General features: G+C 63.9%; 19 protein-coding genes. 8 read left to right on the forward strand and 11 right to left on the reverse strand.

The genetic code is table 11. The features are described from left to right. Positions 1-38 precede the first annotated feature (38 nt). From IVA98_RS33825 to IVA98_RS33835, 3 genes are all read right to left on the reverse strand, one after another. Entirely contained in the window at positions 39-428 is a 390-nt protein-coding gene (locus IVA98_RS33825) for a Zn-ribbon domain-containing OB-fold protein (RefSeq protein ID WP_247301132.1), read from the reverse strand. Then, complete coding sequence (locus IVA98_RS33830; protein ID WP_247301133.1) at positions 428-1,585, reverse strand: thiolase family protein; 1,158 nt, start codon at positions 1,583-1,585, stop codon at positions 428-430. The genes IVA98_RS33825 and IVA98_RS33830 overlap by 1 nt, the downstream gene beginning before the upstream one ends. Before the next feature lie 296 nt (positions 1,586-1,881). Beyond that, complete coding sequence (locus IVA98_RS33835) at positions 1,882-5,373, reverse strand: indolepyruvate ferredoxin oxidoreductase family protein (RefSeq protein WP_247356625.1); 3,492 nt, start codon at positions 5,371-5,373, stop codon at positions 1,882-1,884. 281 nt (positions 5,374-5,654) lie between these two features. Between IVA98_RS33835 and IVA98_RS33840 the strand changes: the two genes are divergently transcribed. Then, entirely contained in the window at positions 5,655-6,881 is a 1,227-nt protein-coding gene (locus IVA98_RS33840) for a c-type cytochrome (protein ID WP_247356627.1), read from the forward strand. Between the two features lie 66 nt (positions 6,882-6,947). Here the strand turns inward: IVA98_RS33840 and IVA98_RS33845 are convergent, their stop codons facing one another. Beyond that, positions 6,948-7,592 (reverse strand): trimeric intracellular cation channel family protein, encoded by a 645-nt coding sequence (locus tag IVA98_RS33845; RefSeq protein WP_247301144.1) that lies wholly within the window; start codon positions 7,590-7,592, stop codon positions 6,948-6,950. Between the two features lie 157 nt (positions 7,593-7,749). Between IVA98_RS33845 and IVA98_RS33850 the strand changes: the two genes are divergently transcribed. After that, positions 7,750-8,139, forward strand: coding sequence for a hypothetical protein (locus IVA98_RS33850; RefSeq protein WP_247276212.1), 390 nt, complete (start codon positions 7,750-7,752; stop codon positions 8,137-8,139). Between the two features lie 189 nt (positions 8,140-8,328). Here IVA98_RS33850 and IVA98_RS33855 read toward each other — a convergent pair whose 3' ends face one another. The 3 genes from IVA98_RS33855 to IVA98_RS33865 all read right to left on the reverse strand — a co-directional run bounded on the left by IVA98_RS33855 (position 8,329) and on the right by IVA98_RS33865 (position 9,940). Further along, positions 8,329-9,138: an isocitrate lyase/PEP mutase family protein gene (locus IVA98_RS33855; protein ID WP_247356629.1), complete on the reverse strand. Its 810-nt coding sequence runs from the start codon at positions 9,136-9,138 to the stop codon at positions 8,329-8,331. A gap of 114 nt (positions 9,139-9,252) precedes the next feature. Beyond that, positions 9,253-9,603, reverse strand: coding sequence for an antibiotic biosynthesis monooxygenase family protein (locus tag IVA98_RS33860; protein WP_247356631.1), 351 nt, complete (start codon positions 9,601-9,603; stop codon positions 9,253-9,255). 28 nt (positions 9,604-9,631) lie between these two features. Beyond that, the gene (locus IVA98_RS33865; RefSeq protein WP_247356633.1) at positions 9,632-9,940 is read right to left on the reverse strand and encodes an NIPSNAP family protein; all 309 of its coding nucleotides are present in this window, start codon (positions 9,938-9,940) and stop codon (positions 9,632-9,634) included. A gap of 255 nt (positions 9,941-10,195) precedes the next feature. Between IVA98_RS33865 and IVA98_RS33870 the strand changes: the two genes are divergently transcribed. From IVA98_RS33870 to IVA98_RS33880, 3 genes are all read left to right on the forward strand, one after another. Further along, positions 10,196-10,894 (forward strand): winged helix-turn-helix domain-containing protein, encoded by a 699-nt coding sequence (locus IVA98_RS33870; RefSeq protein WP_247276208.1) that lies wholly within the window; start codon positions 10,196-10,198, stop codon positions 10,892-10,894. 197 nt (positions 10,895-11,091) lie between these two features. Continuing rightward, the gene (locus tag IVA98_RS33875) at positions 11,092-12,099 is read left to right on the forward strand and encodes an alpha/beta fold hydrolase (RefSeq protein ID WP_247356635.1); all 1,008 of its coding nucleotides are present in this window, start codon (positions 11,092-11,094) and stop codon (positions 12,097-12,099) included. 189 nt (positions 12,100-12,288) lie between these two features. Next, a complete protein-coding gene (locus tag IVA98_RS33880; protein WP_247301139.1) occupies positions 12,289-12,540 on the forward strand; it encodes a GCG_CRPN prefix-to-repeats domain-containing protein in 252 nt (83 codons plus the stop codon). A 148-nt stretch (positions 12,541-12,688) separates the two neighbouring features. Here IVA98_RS33880 and IVA98_RS33885 read toward each other — a convergent pair whose 3' ends face one another. Beyond that, positions 12,689-12,973 carry a twin-arginine translocation signal domain-containing protein gene (locus IVA98_RS33885; protein WP_247301140.1) on the reverse strand — a complete coding sequence of 95 codons (285 nt, stop codon included), beginning with the start codon at positions 12,971-12,973 and terminating at the stop codon, positions 12,689-12,691. Between the two features lie 119 nt (positions 12,974-13,092). Continuing rightward, complete coding sequence (locus IVA98_RS33890) at positions 13,093-13,407, reverse strand: hypothetical protein (RefSeq protein WP_247301141.1); 315 nt, start codon at positions 13,405-13,407, stop codon at positions 13,093-13,095. Positions 13,408-13,536: 129 nt separating this feature from the next. Here IVA98_RS33890 and IVA98_RS33895 point away from each other — a divergent pair, with 129 nt between their 5' ends. Continuing rightward, entirely contained in the window at positions 13,537-14,190 is a 654-nt protein-coding gene (locus IVA98_RS33895) for a glutathione S-transferase family protein (RefSeq protein WP_247301142.1), read from the forward strand. 94 nt (positions 14,191-14,284) lie between these two features. After that, on the forward strand, positions 14,285-14,437 hold the full coding sequence (locus IVA98_RS33900) for a hypothetical protein (protein WP_247276202.1): 153 nt from the start codon (positions 14,285-14,287) through the stop codon (positions 14,435-14,437). A gap of 19 nt (positions 14,438-14,456) precedes the next feature. On the opposite strand, the gene IVA98_RS33905 is transcribed toward IVA98_RS33900, so the two are convergent. After that, positions 14,457-14,804, reverse strand: a complete 348-nt coding sequence (locus IVA98_RS33905; RefSeq protein WP_247276201.1) for a hypothetical protein — start codon at positions 14,802-14,804, stop codon at positions 14,457-14,459. Between the two features lie 98 nt (positions 14,805-14,902). Then, positions 14,903-16,435 (reverse strand): acyl-CoA carboxylase subunit beta, encoded by a 1,533-nt coding sequence (locus IVA98_RS33910; protein WP_247356637.1) that lies wholly within the window; start codon positions 16,433-16,435, stop codon positions 14,903-14,905. A 428-nt stretch (positions 16,436-16,863) separates the two neighbouring features. Between IVA98_RS33910 and IVA98_RS33915 the strand changes: the two genes are divergently transcribed. Beyond that, positions 16,864-17,859, forward strand: a complete 996-nt coding sequence (locus tag IVA98_RS33915) for a dienelactone hydrolase family protein (protein ID WP_247356639.1) — start codon at positions 16,864-16,866, stop codon at positions 17,857-17,859. The last annotated feature ends 189 nt before the right edge of the window (positions 17,860-18,048 follow it).

The raw sequence follows: 18,048 nt of genomic DNA on the forward strand, positions 1-18,048 counted from the left end.
TGCCACCTTCTCCCACAAGGGGAGAAGGAAGAAAGCAATCAGGCCGGCGTGAAGAACGGCAGCGGTGCGCCCTCGGTCGGCTTGAACACCACCTTCACCTTTTGACCGATCTTCAGCTTCTCGAGATCGCAGTCGACGAAATTGGTCTGCACCGACGGCCCCTCCTTCAGCGTGACGTAGCCGATGGCATAAGGGCCCGTCGGAGATTTCCGCATCAGGCTGTAAGTGTAGATCGTGCCCTCGCCCGACGCTTCCTCCCACACCGTCTTGTCGGAATAGCAGAACGGGCAGATCGCGCGCGGGAAGTAATGCGCTTCGCCGCAGGCGGTGCAGCGCTTGATCATGAACTTGCCCTCTTTCGCCGCGTCCCAGAACGCTGCGGTCTCGGGATTGGTCACCGGGGCCGGGTATTTTTTTGTTTCGCTCATCACACGCGCTCCAGAATGGCGGTCGAGGCGGCGTGGCGGACACCCAACAGGCCGCCGGTGCCATGGGCGATAGCGAGATCGCAATTCGGAACCTGCACCTTCGGATGCGCCTCGCCGCGCAGTTGCCTGACGGCCTCGATGATCTTGGTCATGCCGCCGCGGTTGACGGGATGATTGCTGCAGAGGCCACCGCCGTCGGTGTTGAACGGCAGCTTGCCGACGCCGGAGATCAGATTGCCGTCGGCGACGAACTTGCCGCCCTCGCCCTTCTTGCAGAAGCCGAGATCTTCGAGCTGCATCAAGACGGTGATGGTGAAGCTGTCGTAGATCGAGGCGTATCTGATGTCCTTCGGCGTGATGCCGGCTTCCTCGAAGGCGCGCGGGCCGGACCAGATACCGGCGGAATAAGTGAGGTCGAGATCCTTGCCGCCGCGCGGGCCCTTCATGGCCTCGCCATGGCCGATCAGGCGCACCTGAGGCTTCTTCAGGCTCTTGGCAATCTCTGGCGTCGTCACGATCAGCGCGCCGCCGCCATCGGAGACGACGCAGCAATCCATGCGGTGGAGGGGATCGGAGATCATCGGCGAGTTCAGGACGTCCTCGACGGTGACGACGTCCTTGAGCATCGCATGCGGATTATATTGCGCATGATGCGAGGCCGCGACCTTGATCCAGGCGAGCTGCTCGCTCGTGGTGCCATAGTCGTGCATGTGGCGCATGGCACACATGCCATAGGCATTGTGCGTGGTCGCGCCGTAAGCGGATTCGAAATCCACCTCTGCGCCGGCCGCGCGCGGCGGCATCACGCCGGTGCGCGGCTTGCCGGCCAGCGTGATCAGCGCGATCGAGCACTTGCCTGCCGCAATCGCTTCGGCGGCGTGGCCGAGATGGATGATGTAGGAACAGCCGCCGGTCTCGGTGGAATCGACATGGCGGAGTTTTTTGGTGTTCAGGCCGAGATAATCGACCATCGGCCAAGCGCCGCCGGGCGCATCGCCCGCGCAGAAATAGCCGTCGACATCGTCCTTGGAGAGCCCGGCATCCTCGATCGCGCCCTTGGCGACCTCGGCGTGGAGCTGGGCGGTGGATTTGTCCGGCGCATGCCGGGTCGGGTGTTCAAAAATCCCGGCAATGTAGGCCTTGCCCTTGATGGTCAAACTTCAGGTCTCCGCTCGCGTTTCTTCTTGCTCCGTTTTTCTGAACCGCGGTGGCCTGCTTGGCAAGCGCGGAAATATTCCGCCCCGCGAGAGGGTAGCGGCTTGGCGCAAATGCGGTCCGCCTCTTGTGCTGGATTGCGTCGTCGCAAGGGCTCCTCGCCAATGATGCAGGCGACAGCCGAGTCCTAAAGCTGTTTTGCCCGACCGCGCAAGCGATTTTCTTTTTTTACGAAAACAACCCCATGCACAGTAGAACGGGGTTGATTTCAAAGAGGAAAATCGCAGGTCTAGGAGACCTACTCCGCCGCGATCTGCCTTGGCGCGGGCGACGGGTTGGCGAGGTCAGCGGCGAGCTGGGCGTAGCGGGCCTTGGCGTCGTTTACGGCCTTCTCCTTCACCGGGCCATAGCCGCGAATGCGGTCGGGCAGCGACAGCAGCTCCACGGCGGTGTCATGCGTGACCGGCGACAGCAGGCCGAGCACGGTTGAAACGTCCTTCTCGTAGCCGGCGATCAGGTCGCGCTCGAGCTTGCGGTCGGCGCTGCGGCCGAAAATGTCGAACGGCGTGCCGCGCAGGAATTTGAATTTGGCCAGCACGCGGAAGACGTTCAGCATCCACGGGCCGAAGGCGCGCTTCTTCGGACGGCCGAGCGCATCAACGCCGCGGCTGAGGATCGGCGGCGCCAGATTGAAGTTGAACTTGAACTCGCCCTCGAACTGATCGCGGAGCTGCTGCTCGAAGGCGCCGTCGGTGTAGAGGCGCGCGACTTCGTATTCGTCCTTGTAGGCCAACAACTTGGCGTAGTTCACCGCGACGGCGCGCGGCAGCGCTTCGCCATAGCCGCCCTTCACCGCAACCTCGCGGACCTGGTCGACCAGCTTGCGATAACGTTTTGCCAGGCGAGCATTCTGATAGGCGGTGAGGTGCTTGGCGCGATGCTCGATGATCTCGTCCAACGTCATCGCCTCCAGCGTCTTGGGTACAACGACCTCGTCCGTCCCCTTCAGCATGTCGGCGAGGCGCTTGGGATCGGCGACCGCGAGGCGGCCGAGGCGGAAGGCCTCCTTGTTCATCTTGATCGAGACGCCGTTGACCTCGATGGCCTGCTCGATCGACGCCGCCGACAGCGGGAACAGCCCCTTCTGATAGGCATAGCCCATCATCATCATGTTGGTGGCGATAGCGTCGCCGAGCAGCTGCTCGGCCGGCTTGGTGAAATCGAAGAACACGGAATCCTTGTGCAGCGCCGTCTCCAGCACCGCATTGAGCTTGCGGGTCTGGAAATTGAAGTCGCGGTTGAGGACGAAATCGGCGGTCGGGATGACGTGGCTGTTGATGATGCCGCGGGTGCGGCTGGAGTCGCAGAGCGAGATCGTGTCCTTGGCAACCGCGACCACCTCGTCGGCTGCGAGCACAAGATCGGCCGTTCCGGTGACGATGCGCGAGCAGGTGACCTCGGCCGGATGATCGGACAGGCGGACGTGGCTGAGCACCGCCCCGCCCTTCTGCGCGAGACCCGACATGTCGAGGATCATCGAGGCCTTGCCCTCGATATGGGCGGCCATGCCGAGCAGCGCGCCGATGGTGAGCACACCGGTGCCGCCGACACCGCCGACTGCGATGTTGTACGGCTTGTCGAGGCTCGGGCGTGAGGCCGGCTCCGGAAGCTCGCCGATCTCGCTGAGCTCCGCCGGCGCGCGATGGCGCGGCGCACCGCCGTCGATCGTGACGAAGGACGGACAGAAACCCTTCAGGCAGGAATAGTCCTTGTTGCAGGAGGACTGGTTGATAGCCCGCTTGCGGCCGAACTCGGTCTCGAGCGGCTCGACCGAGATGCAGTTCGACTGCACCGAGCAGTCGCCGCAGCCCTCGCAGACCGCCGGGTTGATCATGACGCGGCGCGGCGGGTCTTCCATCAAGCCGCGCTTGCGCCGGCGACGCTTCTCGGCCGCGCAGGTCTGCACGAACACGATCGCAGACGTGCCCTTGTATTCGCGGCACATTTTCATGACATTGTCGAGCTCGTCGCGGTGATACTTCTTCACGCCTGGCGCGATGGTGTCGGCCGGGTAAGCATCGGGGTTTTCCGAGACCAGATAGAGCTCGCGGATGCCTTCGGCGTAAAGCTGCTGGGTGATCTGCTGCGGCGAGAGATCGCCGTCATGGCGCTGACCGCCGGTCATGGCAACGGCGTCGTTGTAGAGGATCTTGTAGGTGATGTTCGCCTTGGAGGCGATCGCCTGGCGGATGGCGAGAATGCCCGAATGGAAATAGGTGCCGTCACCGAGATTCGCGAAGATGTGGTTCTCCTTGGTGAAAGGCGCAATGCCGACCCAGGGCACGCCCTCCCCGCCCATATGCGTAAACGTTTCGGTCGAGCGGTCCATCCACAGCGCCATGAAGTGACAGCCGATGCCGGCCATGGCGCGGCTGCCTTCGGGGACTTTCGTGGATGTGTTGTGGGGACAGCCTGAGCAGAAATACGGGGTACGGGAGATGGGCGCGACCGCCTGCATCTGCGTGGCCTGGCGGCCGTTGAACCAGTCGGCCTTGACGCGGAGCATCTCCGCAATTTCAGGGTTGAGATTAAGTCGAAGCAGCCGCTCGGTTAACGAGGTCGCAAGCGAGGCGACGCTGAGCTCGGCGGCGAAGGTCAAAAAGCGCTTGTCGTGCTCGTCCATCTTGCCGACGATGCGTGGGCGGACGTCGTCACGCCAGTTGAACAACTCCTGCTTGACCTGGTTCTCGACGATCTCGCGCCGTTCCTCGACGATGAAGATTTCTTCGAGCCCCACAGCGAACTGCCGTACGCCCTCCGGCTCCAGCGGCCATGGCATGCCGATCTTGTAAAGGCGAAGGCCGATCTTCGCGGCGACCTCCTCGGTGATCCCGAGCTCGCGCAGCGCCTGGCGCACATCCTCATAGCTCTTGCCGGATGCCATGATGCCGAAGCGGGCATTCGGCGAATCCATGGTGACGCGGTTCACCTTGTTGGCGCGCGCAAAGGCGATCGCGGCAAAGCCCTTGTAGTCCTGGAGGCGACGATCCTGCTCGAAGCGGTCGTCGGGCCAGCGCAGATTGAGGCCGCCGGGCGGCAGCTCGAAATCGGAGGGGATGATAAAGGGCTTCATCTCGTCGGTGAGGTCGATCTCGGCCGTGGTCTCCACCGTCTCCGTGATCACCTTCATGCCGACCCAGCAGCCGGAGTAGCGCGACATCGCGATGCCGAGCAGACCCATCTCGATCATCTCGTGGATGCTCGAGGGATAGAGATACGGCATCAGCGCCGAGATGAAGGCATGGTCGGACTGATGCGGGACGGTGGAGGATTTTGCGCCATGGTCGTCGCCGGCAAGACAGAGCACGCCGCCGTTCTTGGCCGAGCCGGCGGCATTGCCGTGGCGGAAGACGTCACCGCAACGGTCGACGCCGGGGCCCTTGCCGTACCAGATGCCGACCACGCCATCATATTGGGCGCCGGGCGAGAGGTTGAGCTGCTGCGAGCCCCATACGGCGGTCGCCGCGAGATCCTCGTTCACGCCGGGCTGAAACTTGATGTTGTACTGTTCGAGATGCTTCCGTGCGGCGAAGAGCTGCTGGTCATAGCCGCCGAGCGGGGAGCCGCGATAGCCGGAGATGAAGCCCGCGGTGTTGAGGCCGTTGGCGCGGTCGCGCCGGATCTGGGCCATGGGCAGGCGCACCAGCGCCTGAATGCCCGTGGTGAAAACGTGTCCGGTTTGCTGGGTGTATTTCTGATCGAGACTGATCGGACCCTGGTTGATGCCCATGCTGTCCTCTTCCGCCCTTCTTGGCCTTTGGCCACTTAAGCCGTTGCCTGCCCGTCATTTTTAGCTAGGGCGCGCCGACCATCTCCGCCACTCTATGTCGGAAATTTCACGCTCCGCATCACAAATCTGGAGCAAAGGGAGCGCCGGGTAAAAATCGCAATTTCGTGGCCTGAAACACGCTGGGCATTTTCAATTTGTGTCACCATACCCCCGCCGTCGCGAAATGACGTGAGGCCCCTATACTGCGGGACGACGTCGATTGGTCGCAGGAGAGGCTTTCGATGCGGACGATTCTGGCTGGCTCGGCTCTCGCGGGTTTGGCGTTGTGCAGTGCAGTTGGAGGCGCAGCCCGCGCCGCCGAGCCCTCGCCGGAGCTGATCGCCTACGGCAAGATGCTGGTCGAGGCCGGCAACTGCGCGGGCTGCCACACCGCCGATCCGGCAAAGCCGTTCGCGGGCGGAAAGCGCATCGATACGCCCTTCGGTGCGATCTACGCGCCAAACCTGAGGCCAGACCGCGACTTCGGGATCGGCGCCTGGACCGATGCCGACTTCACGCGCGCCTTGCGCTATGGCCTCGCGCCTGACGGTTCGAACTACTACCCGGCTTTTCCCTATCCCTATTTCACGCGGATGACGAAGGACGACACGCTGGCGATCCGGGCCTATCTGGGAACGCTGGCGCCGGTCGCCAACCGCAACAAGCCGCCGGAGCTGCGCTGGCCATTCGGTTATCGCGGGCTGATGCGGGTCTGGAACTATCTGTACTTTAAGCCTGGCCTGTTCGAGCCGGACCAGAGCCAGAGCGCCGCGTGGAACAGAGGCGGCTATCTCGTCACCGGTCTCGGCCATTGCGGCGCCTGCCACACGCCGAAGAACTATTTTGGCGCGGACAAGCAAGCGCAGGCGCTGTCCGGCAACGAGGTCGGCGGCTGGTATGCCCCAAGGCTCGACGGCGCCGCGCGCACCGGGCTGAAGTCGTGGAGCGCCGACGATATCACCGAATATCTGCAAAGCGGCCGCAACGCCAAAAGCCATGCCGGCGGGCCGATGGCGGAGGTGATCGTCAACTCGACCTCGAAGATGAGCGATGCCGACGTGCGTGCGATCGCGGTCTACCTGAAGAGCCTGCCGCCGGCGCGGCGCGAGACCATCGTGACGCCGGCTGACATTGCCGAGATGAAGGCCGGCCAGGCGGTCTACGCAAAGCTCTGTGTCGCCTGCCACGAGGCCGACGGCACAGGCAGCCCACGGATATATCCGCCGCTGCCCGGCAACGCTCTGCTGCAATCGGTCAATCCGTCCTCCACCTTGCGCATCATCCTCGATGGCGCCCACACCGTGACGACGCCGCGTGCGCCCAACACCGCCGAGATGCCGGCCTATGCCAAGCAATTGTCCGACGACGAGATCGCGGCAGTGACGAACTACATCCGCAATTCCTGGGGCAATGCGGGCCCGATGGTGACGTCGGCGCAGGTGGCAAAGGCCAGGAAGGAAGAGCCGTAGGTCCGGGCCGTCGCCCTCTCTCCGTCATTGGCGAGCAATCCAAGTCTTCGAGGCGAAGAAAGCGCGCTATTTCTTTTCATCCCCTGTGAACACGAATTTCGGCATCTCCCATCTGTAGCGGACCGCGAGCAGACGGAAGCTGAGGCCGAGCACGAAGGTCAGGATCGTCCAGAGCTCGGCATTGAGATTGAGACCGAAGGCTGTGGCGTAGAACAGCCCGGTCACGACCGAGACGCTGGCGTAGAGCTCGGATCGGAACAGGAGCGGCACGTCGTTGCAGAGCACGTCGCGCAGCACGCCGCCGGCGCAGCCCGTCACCATGCCCGAGACGATCACGATCGGCAGCGAGGCATCCATCTGCCAGCCGACATTGCAGCCGATCATGGTGAAGACGACGAGGCCGATCGCATCGAGAACGATGAATGCGAGGTGCAGCCGATGCACCAGCCGCGCGATCAGGATCGTCAGCAGCGCTGCCCCGCCCGGCAGCGCGAGGTAGATCGGGTTGGCGACCCACACCAAAGGATAGTGACCGAGAAACAGGTCGCGCAGCGTGCCACCGCCAAGCGCGGTCACGCCGGCGAGAAGACAAACGCCGACATAGTCCATGCTCCGTCGACCGGCGGCCAGCGCGGCCGTCATGCCCTCCGCCGTCAAGGCGACCAACGCCAGAACATGCAGGACGCCGTCCGTCGGCAGCAGGCTCCACATGGATTTGTTTTCCTTCTGTGGAACCTGGTCCACGGTTCCCATGGACAGGTTCCTGATTCCCGTGGCCGGAGCAACATGCGACGAAAGCATAAAGCGCCGGGAACGGAATCTCGCATCCATGGGTTGTCCCGCGGCAATAACCCGAGGAGACCAATCGATGGCTGACGACCGTTTTCCCAACGATCCGTACCGCCCGAACCTCGCCGACGATGAGTATCTTCGCGCGGCGCGCCGGGATGCCGACCTTCAGGCCGATCCGGAGCTTGGCGAAGGCCCCGCCTCCAGCGGCAAGGTTGCGCTGTTCGCCGTCGCGATTGCGCTGGTGCTCGGTGCCGTGTTCTACGGCCTGAACAATACCAGCACGACCAACCAGGCCAGCAACGCGCCGACGTCGCAGACCGCGCAGACGCAGCCGACCAATCCGACCGCGCCTCCCGGCATGCGCGACGTAACGCCGCGCAACAACACCGGGCCGGGCGTGACCACGGGTGCGGCACCGAGCAAGCCGGCGCCCGATACGCAGACGCCGTCTGACGGCGCGAAGTAAAAGTAACACGATAGCTGTCGTCGCCCGACTGACCGGGCGGCCCAGCACTCCGAGACGGTCGTGGCTAAAATCGAGAAGCCTCGGCGTAGCGGATCCCCGTCCCGTGCGCAATTGCGCACTAGGCGGGGCATGACAGCGAGAGGCTACGAAAGCGGCGGGACCCAAAAGGTCCGCCGCTTTTCCTTTGGGTCAGCTGAACATCTTGTTCAGCTCGCCGCCGGAATAGCCGTTGCCGAGCTCGGTGAAGGTCCCCTGCTCCGCCATTTCCTTGGCCGCGCGCATGAAACCGCCCCAGGCGGCGCGGGCGAGCGAGCCGCCGACGCTGATGCGACGCACGCCGAGATCGGCCGCCTGCTGCAACGACAGGCCGGAGCCACCGATCAGGAGATTGAACGGTTTTGGATGCACCGCCTTCACCACCGCCGCAATGTCCTCGCGGCTCTTCAGGCCCGGCGCATAAAGGCAATCGGCGCCGGCGTCCGCGTAGGCGGTGAGCCGGTCGATGATCAGCTTGAGATCGGTCACGCCCCACAGATAAGCCTCGCAGCGGCCGACCAGCAGCGTGCCGCTGTCGCCGATCGCCTCGCGCGAGGCCTTGATCCGCTCGACCCCGAGCGCGCGGTCGTAGAGCGGCTTGGCCTTGTCGCCGGTGGAATCCTCGATCGACAGGCCGGCAACGCCGGTGCGGACACAGCGCTCGACATTGTCCGCGACCTTGTCCGGCTCGACGGCAAAGCCGCCCTCGAAATCCGCATTCACGGGAATGTCGACGGCGGAGCTCAATGCTGCCAGATGCTGACAGACCTCCTCGACGCTGACGTGATTATCGGCCTTGCCGATGGTCCAGGCAAAGCCCGCGCTCGATGACGCAATCGCCTTGAAACCGAGATGCTGCAACGCCTTGGCGCTGCCGACGTCGACTGGGTTGGGCAGGATGAAGCAGCCGCTCTCGTGCATCTTCCTGAACGTCGCGCGCTTGTCAGCGGTTGTCACGTGCATGTTTCTCTCCCTTATTGGCCGCGAAGACATAGGCGCGCATTCAGGGCAGCGCTAGTGCGCGCCCGGGCAGCGCTAGTGCGCGCCGGGCAGCGCAAGGGCGCGCCCGGGGCAGCGCTAATGTGCGTCGTGCACGGCGCGGCTGTCCTTCGGCGCCTGCTCGCGATCATTCATGCCGTAGTCACGGATGACGCTGGCGATGCGCAAATGATAATCGGCGAAGATCTTCGCCTTGCCCTTGGCCTGGGTACGGCGATGCTCCATCGTGTTGCGCCAGGCTTGCACGGCCGCCTCATCCCGCCAGAACGATACCGACAGGATCTTGCCCTTCTCGGTGAGGCTCTCGAAGCGCTCGACGGAGATGAAGCCGTCGATGGTTTGCAGGATCGGCTTCAGATCGGCCGCGAGGTCGAAATAGTCCTGGCGGTGTTCCGGCTTCGGCCAGACTTCGAAGATCACAGCGATCATGGGCGTCTCCTGCTAACGATGTCGTGGCCTACAATACCACCTTGCGCAGGAAGGTGCGCTCTTCCGCGAGGATAAACTTGTTCTCCTCGGCGAAATGGAAGTTCGCCATGCCTTCGGTGTCCTGCCGCAGCCGCGCCCGATAGGCTTCATAGGCGGCCAGGCTCTCGAAGGTGATCAGCGCGAAGGCGATGTTGTTGGTGCCCTCATGCGGCATGAAATAGCCGATCAGCTCGCCGCCGCATTTCGGGATGATGGTGAGCCAGCGTTTCGAATATTCCTCGAATTGGGCGCGCTTGAATGGATCAAGCTGGTAGCGGATGAAGACGGTGATGGACATGGTGGGCTCCTGTGTTTCCGTCGTTTTGCGAGCGCAGCGATCACCAAAGTCAGCCCCTCACCCTGAGGAGCCGCGTGCGCGGCGTCTCGAAGGGCGAGGCCACCAGCCGGGCCTTCCTCCTTCGAGACGCGCGCAAAGGCGCGCTCCTCAGGATGAGGGTCAAGTAGTGACGATCGCTTCGCCGTCGTTCGCAATGACGACTTGGTGAAAACCTACCTCCTTGCCGGACGTTGATGCTTCGGCTACCATCGAAGCATGAAATCAGGTCCTGACATCGCCATGGTCGCCTCCCTGGTCGGCGATCCCGCGCGCGCCAACATGCTCACCGCGCTGATGAACGGCCGTGCGCTGACCGCGAGCGAATTGGCGCAGGAGGCCGGCATCACGCCGCAGACTGCGAGCTCGCACCTGTCGAAGCTCGAGGCCGGCGGCCTCGTCGAGCCGGAGAAGCAGGGCAGGCATCGCTACTACCGCCTCACCGATGACGACGTCGCCGGCGTGCTCGAGGGCCTGGCGGGGCTTGCCGCGCGGACCGGCCACATGCGCGTGCGCACCGGGCCGAAGGATCCGGCGTTGCGGCGCGCGCGGATCTGCTACGACCATCTCGCCGGCGATCTCGGCGTGCAGATGCTCGACACCATGCGCGCGCGGCAGCTGGTCAGGCAGAAGAAGCAGGAGATCGAGCTGACGGCGGAGGGCGAGCGCTTCCTCGCCAAGCATTTGCAGATCTCGCCCGACATGCTGACCCATCCGCGCCGCCCGGTGTGCAAGGCCTGTCTCGACTGGAGCGAGCGGCGGCATCATCTCGCCGGCACACTGGGGGCGGCCATGATGCAGCGCTTCGCCGAACTCAAATGGGCCGCACGCGACGCCACGCCCGGAAGCCGCGTTGTGAATTTCACCCGCACCGGCGAGAAACAGTTCGCTGCGCTGTTCGGGAATGGCAAGGACTGATCACGCAAGCTGCGTGACGGCACACAATGCCGTGTGAACTCCCATTGTTGTCGTGGCCGGGCTTGACCCGGCCATCCATCACTTTATGCGCATTGTCGTTCCGGGGCGATGCGGAGCAGCGAACTCGGAACCTCGAGATTCCGGGTTTCGCGTCGTCGACGTGCCCTGGAATGACGGCTCCAAACACGAGACCCCCAATGAACCGCTTCCTCCGGGCCGCGCTCTGCGCCGCCCTCCTCGCATTCCCGCTCACATCCGCCCGCGCCGACACCGCGCCGCGCGAGCCCTACGGCGTCGCGCTCGAAGGCTTTGCCTATCCCTATCCCGTGCACCTTTTGCCGCTCGTCAATGACGGCGAGCAGCTCAGCATGGCCTATATGGACGTGTCTGCCGCGCAACCGAACGGCCGCACCGTGGTGCTGCTGCACGGGCGTAATTTCCCGTCGAGCTACTGGGCCCCCGTGATCAAGATGCTGAGCGAGGCGGGTTATCGCGTCGTCGTGCCGGACCAGGTCGGCTTCGGCAAATCCTCCAAGCCGCAGGGTGAACTCCATTTCGACACGCTGACGCGCAACACGATTGCGCTGCTCGATCATCTCAAGATCGACAGGGCCGAGATCGTCGCTCATTCGCTCGGCGGCATGCTCGGTGTGCGCATCGCCCGCGCCTATCCCGACCGCATCGCCCATCTGGTGCTGACCGCGCCGATCGGACTGGAGGACTACCGCCTCTACGTGCCGCCGACGCCGACCGAGAAGATGATCGAGACCGAGGACAAGCTCACGGCGGACGGCTATCGCAAGCAGCTCCAGACCAACTATTCGATCAAGCTGCCGCCGGAGGCGATCACCCCGTTCATCGATGCCCGTTTCAACATCAAGGGCAGCCCCGATTATCCGCGCTGGCTGCGTGCCTTCGTCAGCTCCGGCCAGATGATCTATCGCGAGCCGGTGGCACACGAGATCCCGCTCATCACACTGCCCACGCTGTTTGTAATGGGCGCCGACGATCACAACGCGCCGGGACGAGTGAGCGCGCCGGAGGCGCTGCGCGCCAAGATGGGGCAGAATGCCGAGCTCGCGAAAGTGCTCGCCGCAAAGATGCCGAATGCGCGGGCCGAGGTGATCCCGGACACCGGCCATCTCGTCTTCCTGGAGGCGCCGGAGAAGTATCGGGAGCTGGTGCTGGAGTTTCTTGGCCGCTAGCGCCGTCGCCATCGCGTGAAGCGGCATGCGGAGCAATGTTCATGCCGCATTCAGGTCATGATTGGCAGGCTTGGATCGCGACGTGTCGGCACGCCCCCGATTTAACGTGTCGAATCGTGTCTGTTGATTCATTGTTCGCCGCAAGCGCCATCCCCTAAGCCTCTCCCGAAGGACCAGAAGGAAGATCAAATGAAATACCTGTTCGCCGCCGCCATGCTCGCCAGCGCGGTCGTCGGTTTCAGCGAAGCGGCCAGCGCCGCCGGCGGCTGCGGCCCCGGCTGGTATCGTGGCCCCTATGGCGGCTGCCGTCCGATGCGCGGGGCAGTCGTTGTGCGCCCCGCGCCCGTAGTGGTCGCCCCGGCGCCGGTCGTCGTGGTGCCCCGCGCACGCGCGTGCCCCTATGGCTTCCGCTGGTACGCCGGCCGCTGCCGTCCGTTCTGATCCTTTCGCATTGCAAAATGGCCGCGCGGGACCGCCTGCGCGGCCAATTTCGTTTTGGCGCTAGTCGACGGTCTCCCTTGAGCGCCTCCCGAATCGAGACGGGGACCGCCAGCGGCGATCCCCGGTCCAATTCGCGGTTGCCGCGGGCTTACCAATAACGGCGGCGGTGCCAGCGCCGGCGACGCCAACCCCAATGGCGGTGGCGCCAGCCCCAATGCCGGCCGCGCCCACGCCAGTGCACCTGCTCAGGCTTCACCTGCCCGGCTTCTTCGCTGGTGGTGACTGCGGGATGAGCGTCGGAGTGACCTTGCGGCATGCGGGTGGGATCAGTGAGCGGCTGCGGTGACAGCGGCGCGGCCTGCGCGGTCGCAGCGAAGGCGGCGGCTCCCGCCGTCACCCCCAGTGCAAGTTTCAAAAAATTTCGGCGCTCCATGGCTTCTTCCTCTTGGATCATCGTGCCCGTGATGCCGAGGAAGTGTCGCGGTGACGACATGAACCGAAGCTGAATCATGCGTTCAGTTTCGATGAGAAGCGGACGGTATCGCCTGTCGCCTACGTCGCGAACTCCTGCGCCAGCACCAGCGTCTCGCGCGTGCGCGTCACTTCGGGCCAGTCCCGGTTGAAGTCGGCCGTCAGGCGCTTCAGCGCATTACCTTTCAGCATCGCCGCGAGCTTCGCCTCGTCATCGAACTGATACATGGCCTGATGCAGCGAGGGATCGTCCAGGCTCCAGAACCGCCAGGCCTTGGCTACGCCGAACGCCCTCACCGCATCGGGCAGATGTTCCGTCTCGTACCATCTGTCGAAGGCGGCGCGCTTGCTCGCGTCGGTGACGGTGGCGCGGACGACGAAGAACGCTGATGGCATCGGGTTTCCTCCCATTGTTTGAGCGAAGACTAGCCGCTTCACTCGCCGGCGACAAAAACAGTTGTCACCGGTGTCGGAATGCGTGCCCTTTGCTCGTCCTTGGTCTGAGCCAAGACACGGAGAGACGACATGGCCGACCTCACGCTGACCACCTTCGACTGGGTTCCCGAGATGCCCAGGGGTTTCGTACGCGATCTCCGTGTGCGCTGGGCGCTCGAAGAAGCCGCTTTGCCCTATCGCGTCGCGAGCGTGCCGTTCGAGGACCGCGGCGCCGCACATCTCGCGCACCAGCCCTTCGGCCAGGTGCCGTGGCTGACCGATGACGACCTCTCGATCTTCGAGAGCGGCGCGATCCTGCTGCATCTCGGCGAGCGCAGCGACAAGCTGATGCCATCGGATCCGCGCTGCCGCAGCGAGGCGACAAAATGGGTGTTCGCCGCGCTCAATTCGGTGGAGATGGCGAGCCTGCCCTGGGCGATGCTGAACTTCATGGGCAATGCGGACGGCACGCCAGCATGGAAATTCCTGGACGGGTTCCTTACGGTTCGTCTCAAGCATCTCGAACCGGTGCTGGCCCGCCGCGAATGGTTGGCGGGGTCCTTCTCCGTCGCCGACATCCTGATGTCGGACGTGCTGCGCCCCGTCGACCGCTTCGAGGGACTTGCGAGCTACCCAGCCTGCCGCGCTTACCTCGCCCGGGCCACGGCCCGCCCGGCCTTCCTCAAAGCCCGCGCGGACCAGATGGCGCATTTCGCCGCGGGGGATGCGGCCCGCCGAGCGTGACCTGCCGCACATCATTAACCCGGTGGTAAGCGTACGCTCATAGCCATCGGAACGAAGCAATTAGCCTCAAATTATTCGAGGCGAAAGGTGACCCATGGCCCGTATCGCGTATCTCAAAGAACAGATTGCCCGCGCCGAGCGCTTGGCAAAGGCGATCCTCGACCAGCAAACCGCGGAACGCCTTCAGGCCTTCGCAGCCGAATGCCGCGCGGAGTTGCAGGTGCTGACGCTCAGGACTGCGGCGTAGGGGCGTGCGACGCGTCGCGTCACACCAGCTTCAGCGGCGTATCGGCAACGACGCGAAGATCGATGCTTCCGATCAGCGCCGAACGACGCGCCTCCGCAGCACTGATGGCCTCGTCCGTCTGCCGCAACGTGCTGACGTTCGAGCCGAGCGAGACGATCCCACCCAACACCAGAGCGATCGATCCGAGCGCGGCGGTCTGGCCTAATCCCAACAGACCGAGGATCGTGACGAGCAGCAGCGCGGTCCCGCCGCCGATGGCGATCTTGGACGCCAGAATGTATTTCCGGCACCGCTCGGCTATCTCGGCGAGCGCTTCGATCCGCGCCTCGATATCGGAGATCTCATCGATCGGATCGTCTTCGGTCATGCGAATTCAGAAGAAGTTGGTGGGCCGCATCAGCGAAGCGACATGCTGGGCTTGGGCAAAGACCCGGATGTCGCTGCGCTCATCCGGGCTGCGTGCCCTCACAACGGCAAATTGTCGTGCTTCTTCGCCGGCATTTCCGTCTTCTTGTCCTTCAGCATCGCCAGCGCCCGGGCGATCCGCTTTCTTGTCGAATGCGGCATGATGACGTCGTCGATGTAGCCGTGCTCGGCGGCGATGAACGGCGATAAGAACCGGTCTTCGTATTCCTTGGTTCGCGCCGCGATCTTGTCGGGGTCGCCGATGTCACTGCGGAAGATGATCTCGACCGCGCCCTTGGCGCCCATCACCGCGATCTGGGCGGTCGGCCAGGCGTAGTTCATGTCGGCGCCGATCTCCTTGGAGGCCATGACGTCGAAGGCACCACCATAGGCCTTGCGGGTGATGATGGTCACCAGCGGCACGGTGCATTGCGAATAGGCGAACAGCAGCTTGGCGCCGTGCTTGATCAGGCCGCCATATTCCTGCGCGGTGCCCGGTAGGAAGCCCGGCACGTCGACGAAGGTGACAATCGGGATGTTGAAGGCGTCGCAGAAACGGACGAAGCGCGCGGCCTTCCGGGACGCATCGCTGTCGAGCACGCCGGCCAGCACCATCGGCTGGTTGGCGACGAACCCGACGGTGCGGCCCGCGATGCGGCCAAAGCCTGTGACGATGTTCTTGGCGAACGCCTCCGCGATCTCGAAGAAATCGCCCTCGTCGACGACCTTGAGGATCAGCTCCTTCATGTCGTAGGGCTTGTTCGGATTGTCGGGGATCAGCGTATCCAGCGACATGTCGATGCGGCCGATGTCGTCGAAGCTCGGCCATTCCGGCACGCCGTCGGTGTTGTTGGATGGCAGGAAGTCGATCAGACGGCGCATCTGGAGCAGCGTCTCGACGTCGTTCTCGAAGGCGCCATCCGCGATCGAGGAGCGCGTGGCGTGCACCGAGGCGCCGCCGAGCTCTTCGGCCGTGACGACCTCGTTCGTTACCGTCTTCACGACGTCGGGGCCGGTGACGAACATGTAGCTGGTGTTCTTCACCATGAAGATGAAGTCGGTCATCGCGGGTGAATAGACGTCGCCGCCGGCGCAGGGGCCCATGATGACGGAGATCTGCGGGATCACGCCCGAGGCGAGCACGTTGCGGCGGAACACGTAGGAATAGCCGGCCAGCGCGGCGACGCCCTCCTGGATACGGGCGCCGCCGGCGTCATAGAGGCCGATGATCGGCGCTCGCGCCTTCATCGCCATGTCCTGCAGCTTCGTGATCTTCAGCGCGTGCGTCTCGGACAGCGAGCCGCCGAACACGGTGAAATCCTTGGCGAAGACGAAGGTCTTGCGGCCATTGACGGTGCCCCACCCGGTGACGACGCCATCGCCCGGGATCTTGTTCTTCTCCATGCCGAACTCGGTGGAGCGATGCTCGACGAACATGTCGAATTCCTCGAACGATCCCTTGTCGAGCAGGAGCTCGATGCGCTCGCGCGCGGTCAGCTTGCCGCGGGCGTGCTGCGCCTCGATGCGCTTCTCCCCGCCGCCGAGCTTGGCACCGGCACGACGATCTTCAAGGGCGTCCAGGATGTGTTTCATTTGCTCCCGCCAGTTCTTAAGCCTTAAGCGATGCCGGGGTTCTAACACGGCATTTTGCGGCCCGGAAAGCGCCTTTCGGCGCCGCAGGGCTGCCCTGCCGCAGCGTGAAAGCGCAAGGAATTACAAAGTTTTGCCTGGGAGGCGAGCATGGTCAGGGGCATCGCCAGGACAGGCCGGGTTCGGCTTCGCCCCTCTCGGCGGGAGCGCCCGATCCTGGCCGTCGCCCGCAAATTGCCGTCCAACCCGGTTGACCAGGCCAGCCGATTCAGGCTTGCTCCGAACCCACGATCAGGCGCCAATGTTGAGTGAGCCGAGTTGGTACGGCGGCGGTCCTCATGTCTGGCGCAAGCATCACGCAATGTCCACGACGATCGTTCCAGCGCGCGAGCCTGTTGTTGCACCCGATCAAAATCACGAGAGGAGATCCGATGCCGAGGGCATTCCGCGTTGCTGTGGCGCTCTTTATATCGACTCTGTTCGCGGGCATTGGCGCCAACGCACAATCGCTTCCGAAAGAGGTCGCCACCCGCGCCGAGATTTATCCAATCCCCTCGCTCACCCTCTCCGACCAGCAATTCCTCAGTGGTGATGCGGCGGCCGGCAAGCCGGTGACGGTCGCGGGCGAACTGCGCGTCGCGCAAGGGACCGGAAAACTCCCCGTCGTGGTGCTGATGCACGGCTCGAGCGGCGTCGGCGCCACCACGGAAGCCTGGGTGCACGCGTTCAACGCTATGGGCATCTCCACCTTCGTGGTCGACGGCTTTACAGGGCGCGGCCTGACGCTGGTTGGGCCGAACCAGGCCTTGCTGGGCCGGCTCAATTTGATCGTGGACATCTACCGGTCGCTGGAGATTTTAGCGAAGCATCCCCGCGTCGATCCTGACCGCATCGTGCTGATGGGCTTTTCACGCGGCGGACAGGCGACGCTCTATGCGAGCCTCGAGCGCTTCAACAAGCTGTGGAATAAGTCAGGCATCCAGTTCGCGGCCTATATCCCGTTCTATCCGGATTGCTCGACGACCTATGTTGGCGATAGCGAAGTCGTCGCGCGACCGATCCGCATCTTCCACGGCGCGCCCGACGACTACAATCCCGTGAAAAGCTGCAGGGCTTTCGTCGAGCGGCTCAAGGCGGTCGGGCGCGACGTGGTGCTGACCGAATATCGTGACAGTGCACATGGGTTCGACAGCGGCCTGCTCGGCCTCAACACCGTCACTGTGTCCGCCAACGCGCAAACCGTGCGCAACTGCCATATCAAGGAAGGTGACGGCGGCGTGTTGATGAACGGCGATACCAACGCGCCCTTCTCCTACAAGGACGCCTGTGTCGAGCTCAACCCGCATGTCGGCGGCAATCCGAAGACAGCCGCCGAAGCGCGCAAGGCCGTGGAGGAGTTTTTGCAGGTGCTGTTCAAATTGGGGTGAGACTGTTTGCTCCGCCCCAGCTCTCGTAGCAACCATTAAGTGACGGCAGTTTTTTGCTCCGCCCGGATGGTCTGCGCCTGCCATGATGACGCCGTGCTCGCGTCCGTCAAGGCGTGGCCTGGCAACAGACCACGTGAGGTTCGAGCGAGCGACGGCCATCCTTGACGGACGCTGCGCGCGACGTCATGA

It is taken from the genome of Bradyrhizobium sp. 160, assembly GCF_023073735.1.
In the GTDB taxonomy this organism is placed as follows: domain Bacteria; phylum Pseudomonadota; class Alphaproteobacteria; order Rhizobiales; family Xanthobacteraceae; genus Bradyrhizobium.

What these genes read in the sequence shown, in the direction of transcription:
- IVA98_RS33900 (WP_247276202.1), top strand. Translation starts at nt 14,285, where the DNA reads ATGGCCCGTATCGCGTATCTCAAAGAACAGATTGCCCGCGCCGAGCGC.
- IVA98_RS33840 (WP_247356627.1), top strand. Translation starts at nt 5,655, where the DNA reads ATGCGGACGATTCTGGCTGGCTCGGCTCTCGCGGGTTTGGCGTTGTGC.
- IVA98_RS33870 (WP_247276208.1), top strand. Translation starts at nt 10,196, where the DNA reads ATGAAATCAGGTCCTGACATCGCCATGGTCGCCTCCCTGGTCGGCGAT.
- IVA98_RS33890 (WP_247301141.1), bottom strand. Translation starts at nt 13,407, where the DNA reads ATGCCATCAGCGTTCTTCGTCGTCCGCGCCACCGTCACCGACGCGAGC.
- IVA98_RS33905 (WP_247276201.1), bottom strand. Translation starts at nt 14,804, where the DNA reads ATGACCGAAGACGATCCGATCGATGAGATCTCCGATATCGAGGCGCGG.
- IVA98_RS33850 (WP_247276212.1), top strand. Translation starts at nt 7,750, where the DNA reads ATGGCTGACGACCGTTTTCCCAACGATCCGTACCGCCCGAACCTCGCC.
- IVA98_RS33885 (WP_247301140.1), bottom strand. Translation starts at nt 12,973, where the DNA reads ATGGAGCGCCGAAATTTTTTGAAACTTGCACTGGGGGTGACGGCGGGA.
- IVA98_RS33845 (WP_247301144.1), bottom strand. Translation starts at nt 7,592, where the DNA reads ATGTGGAGCCTGCTGCCGACGGACGGCGTCCTGCATGTTCTGGCGTTG.
- IVA98_RS33825 (WP_247301132.1), bottom strand. Translation starts at nt 428, where the DNA reads ATGAGCGAAACAAAAAAATACCCGGCCCCGGTGACCAATCCCGAGACC.
- IVA98_RS33895 (WP_247301142.1), top strand. Translation starts at nt 13,537, where the DNA reads ATGGCCGACCTCACGCTGACCACCTTCGACTGGGTTCCCGAGATGCCC.
- IVA98_RS33860 (WP_247356631.1), bottom strand. Translation starts at nt 9,603, where the DNA reads ATGATCGCTGTGATCTTCGAAGTCTGGCCGAAGCCGGAACACCGCCAG.
- IVA98_RS33880 (WP_247301139.1), top strand. Translation starts at nt 12,289, where the DNA reads ATGAAATACCTGTTCGCCGCCGCCATGCTCGCCAGCGCGGTCGTCGGT.
- IVA98_RS33865 (WP_247356633.1), bottom strand. Translation starts at nt 9,940, where the DNA reads ATGTCCATCACCGTCTTCATCCGCTACCAGCTTGATCCATTCAAGCGC.
- IVA98_RS33875 (WP_247356635.1), top strand. Translation starts at nt 11,092, where the DNA reads ATGAACCGCTTCCTCCGGGCCGCGCTCTGCGCCGCCCTCCTCGCATTC.
- IVA98_RS33915 (WP_247356639.1), top strand. Translation starts at nt 16,864, where the DNA reads ATGCCGAGGGCATTCCGCGTTGCTGTGGCGCTCTTTATATCGACTCTG.
- IVA98_RS33855 (WP_247356629.1), bottom strand. Translation starts at nt 9,138, where the DNA reads ATGCACGTGACAACCGCTGACAAGCGCGCGACGTTCAGGAAGATGCAC.
- IVA98_RS33910 (WP_247356637.1), bottom strand. Translation starts at nt 16,435, where the DNA reads ATGAAACACATCCTGGACGCCCTTGAAGATCGTCGTGCCGGTGCCAAG.
- IVA98_RS33835 (WP_247356625.1), bottom strand. Translation starts at nt 5,373, where the DNA reads ATGGGCATCAACCAGGGTCCGATCAGTCTCGATCAGAAATACACCCAG.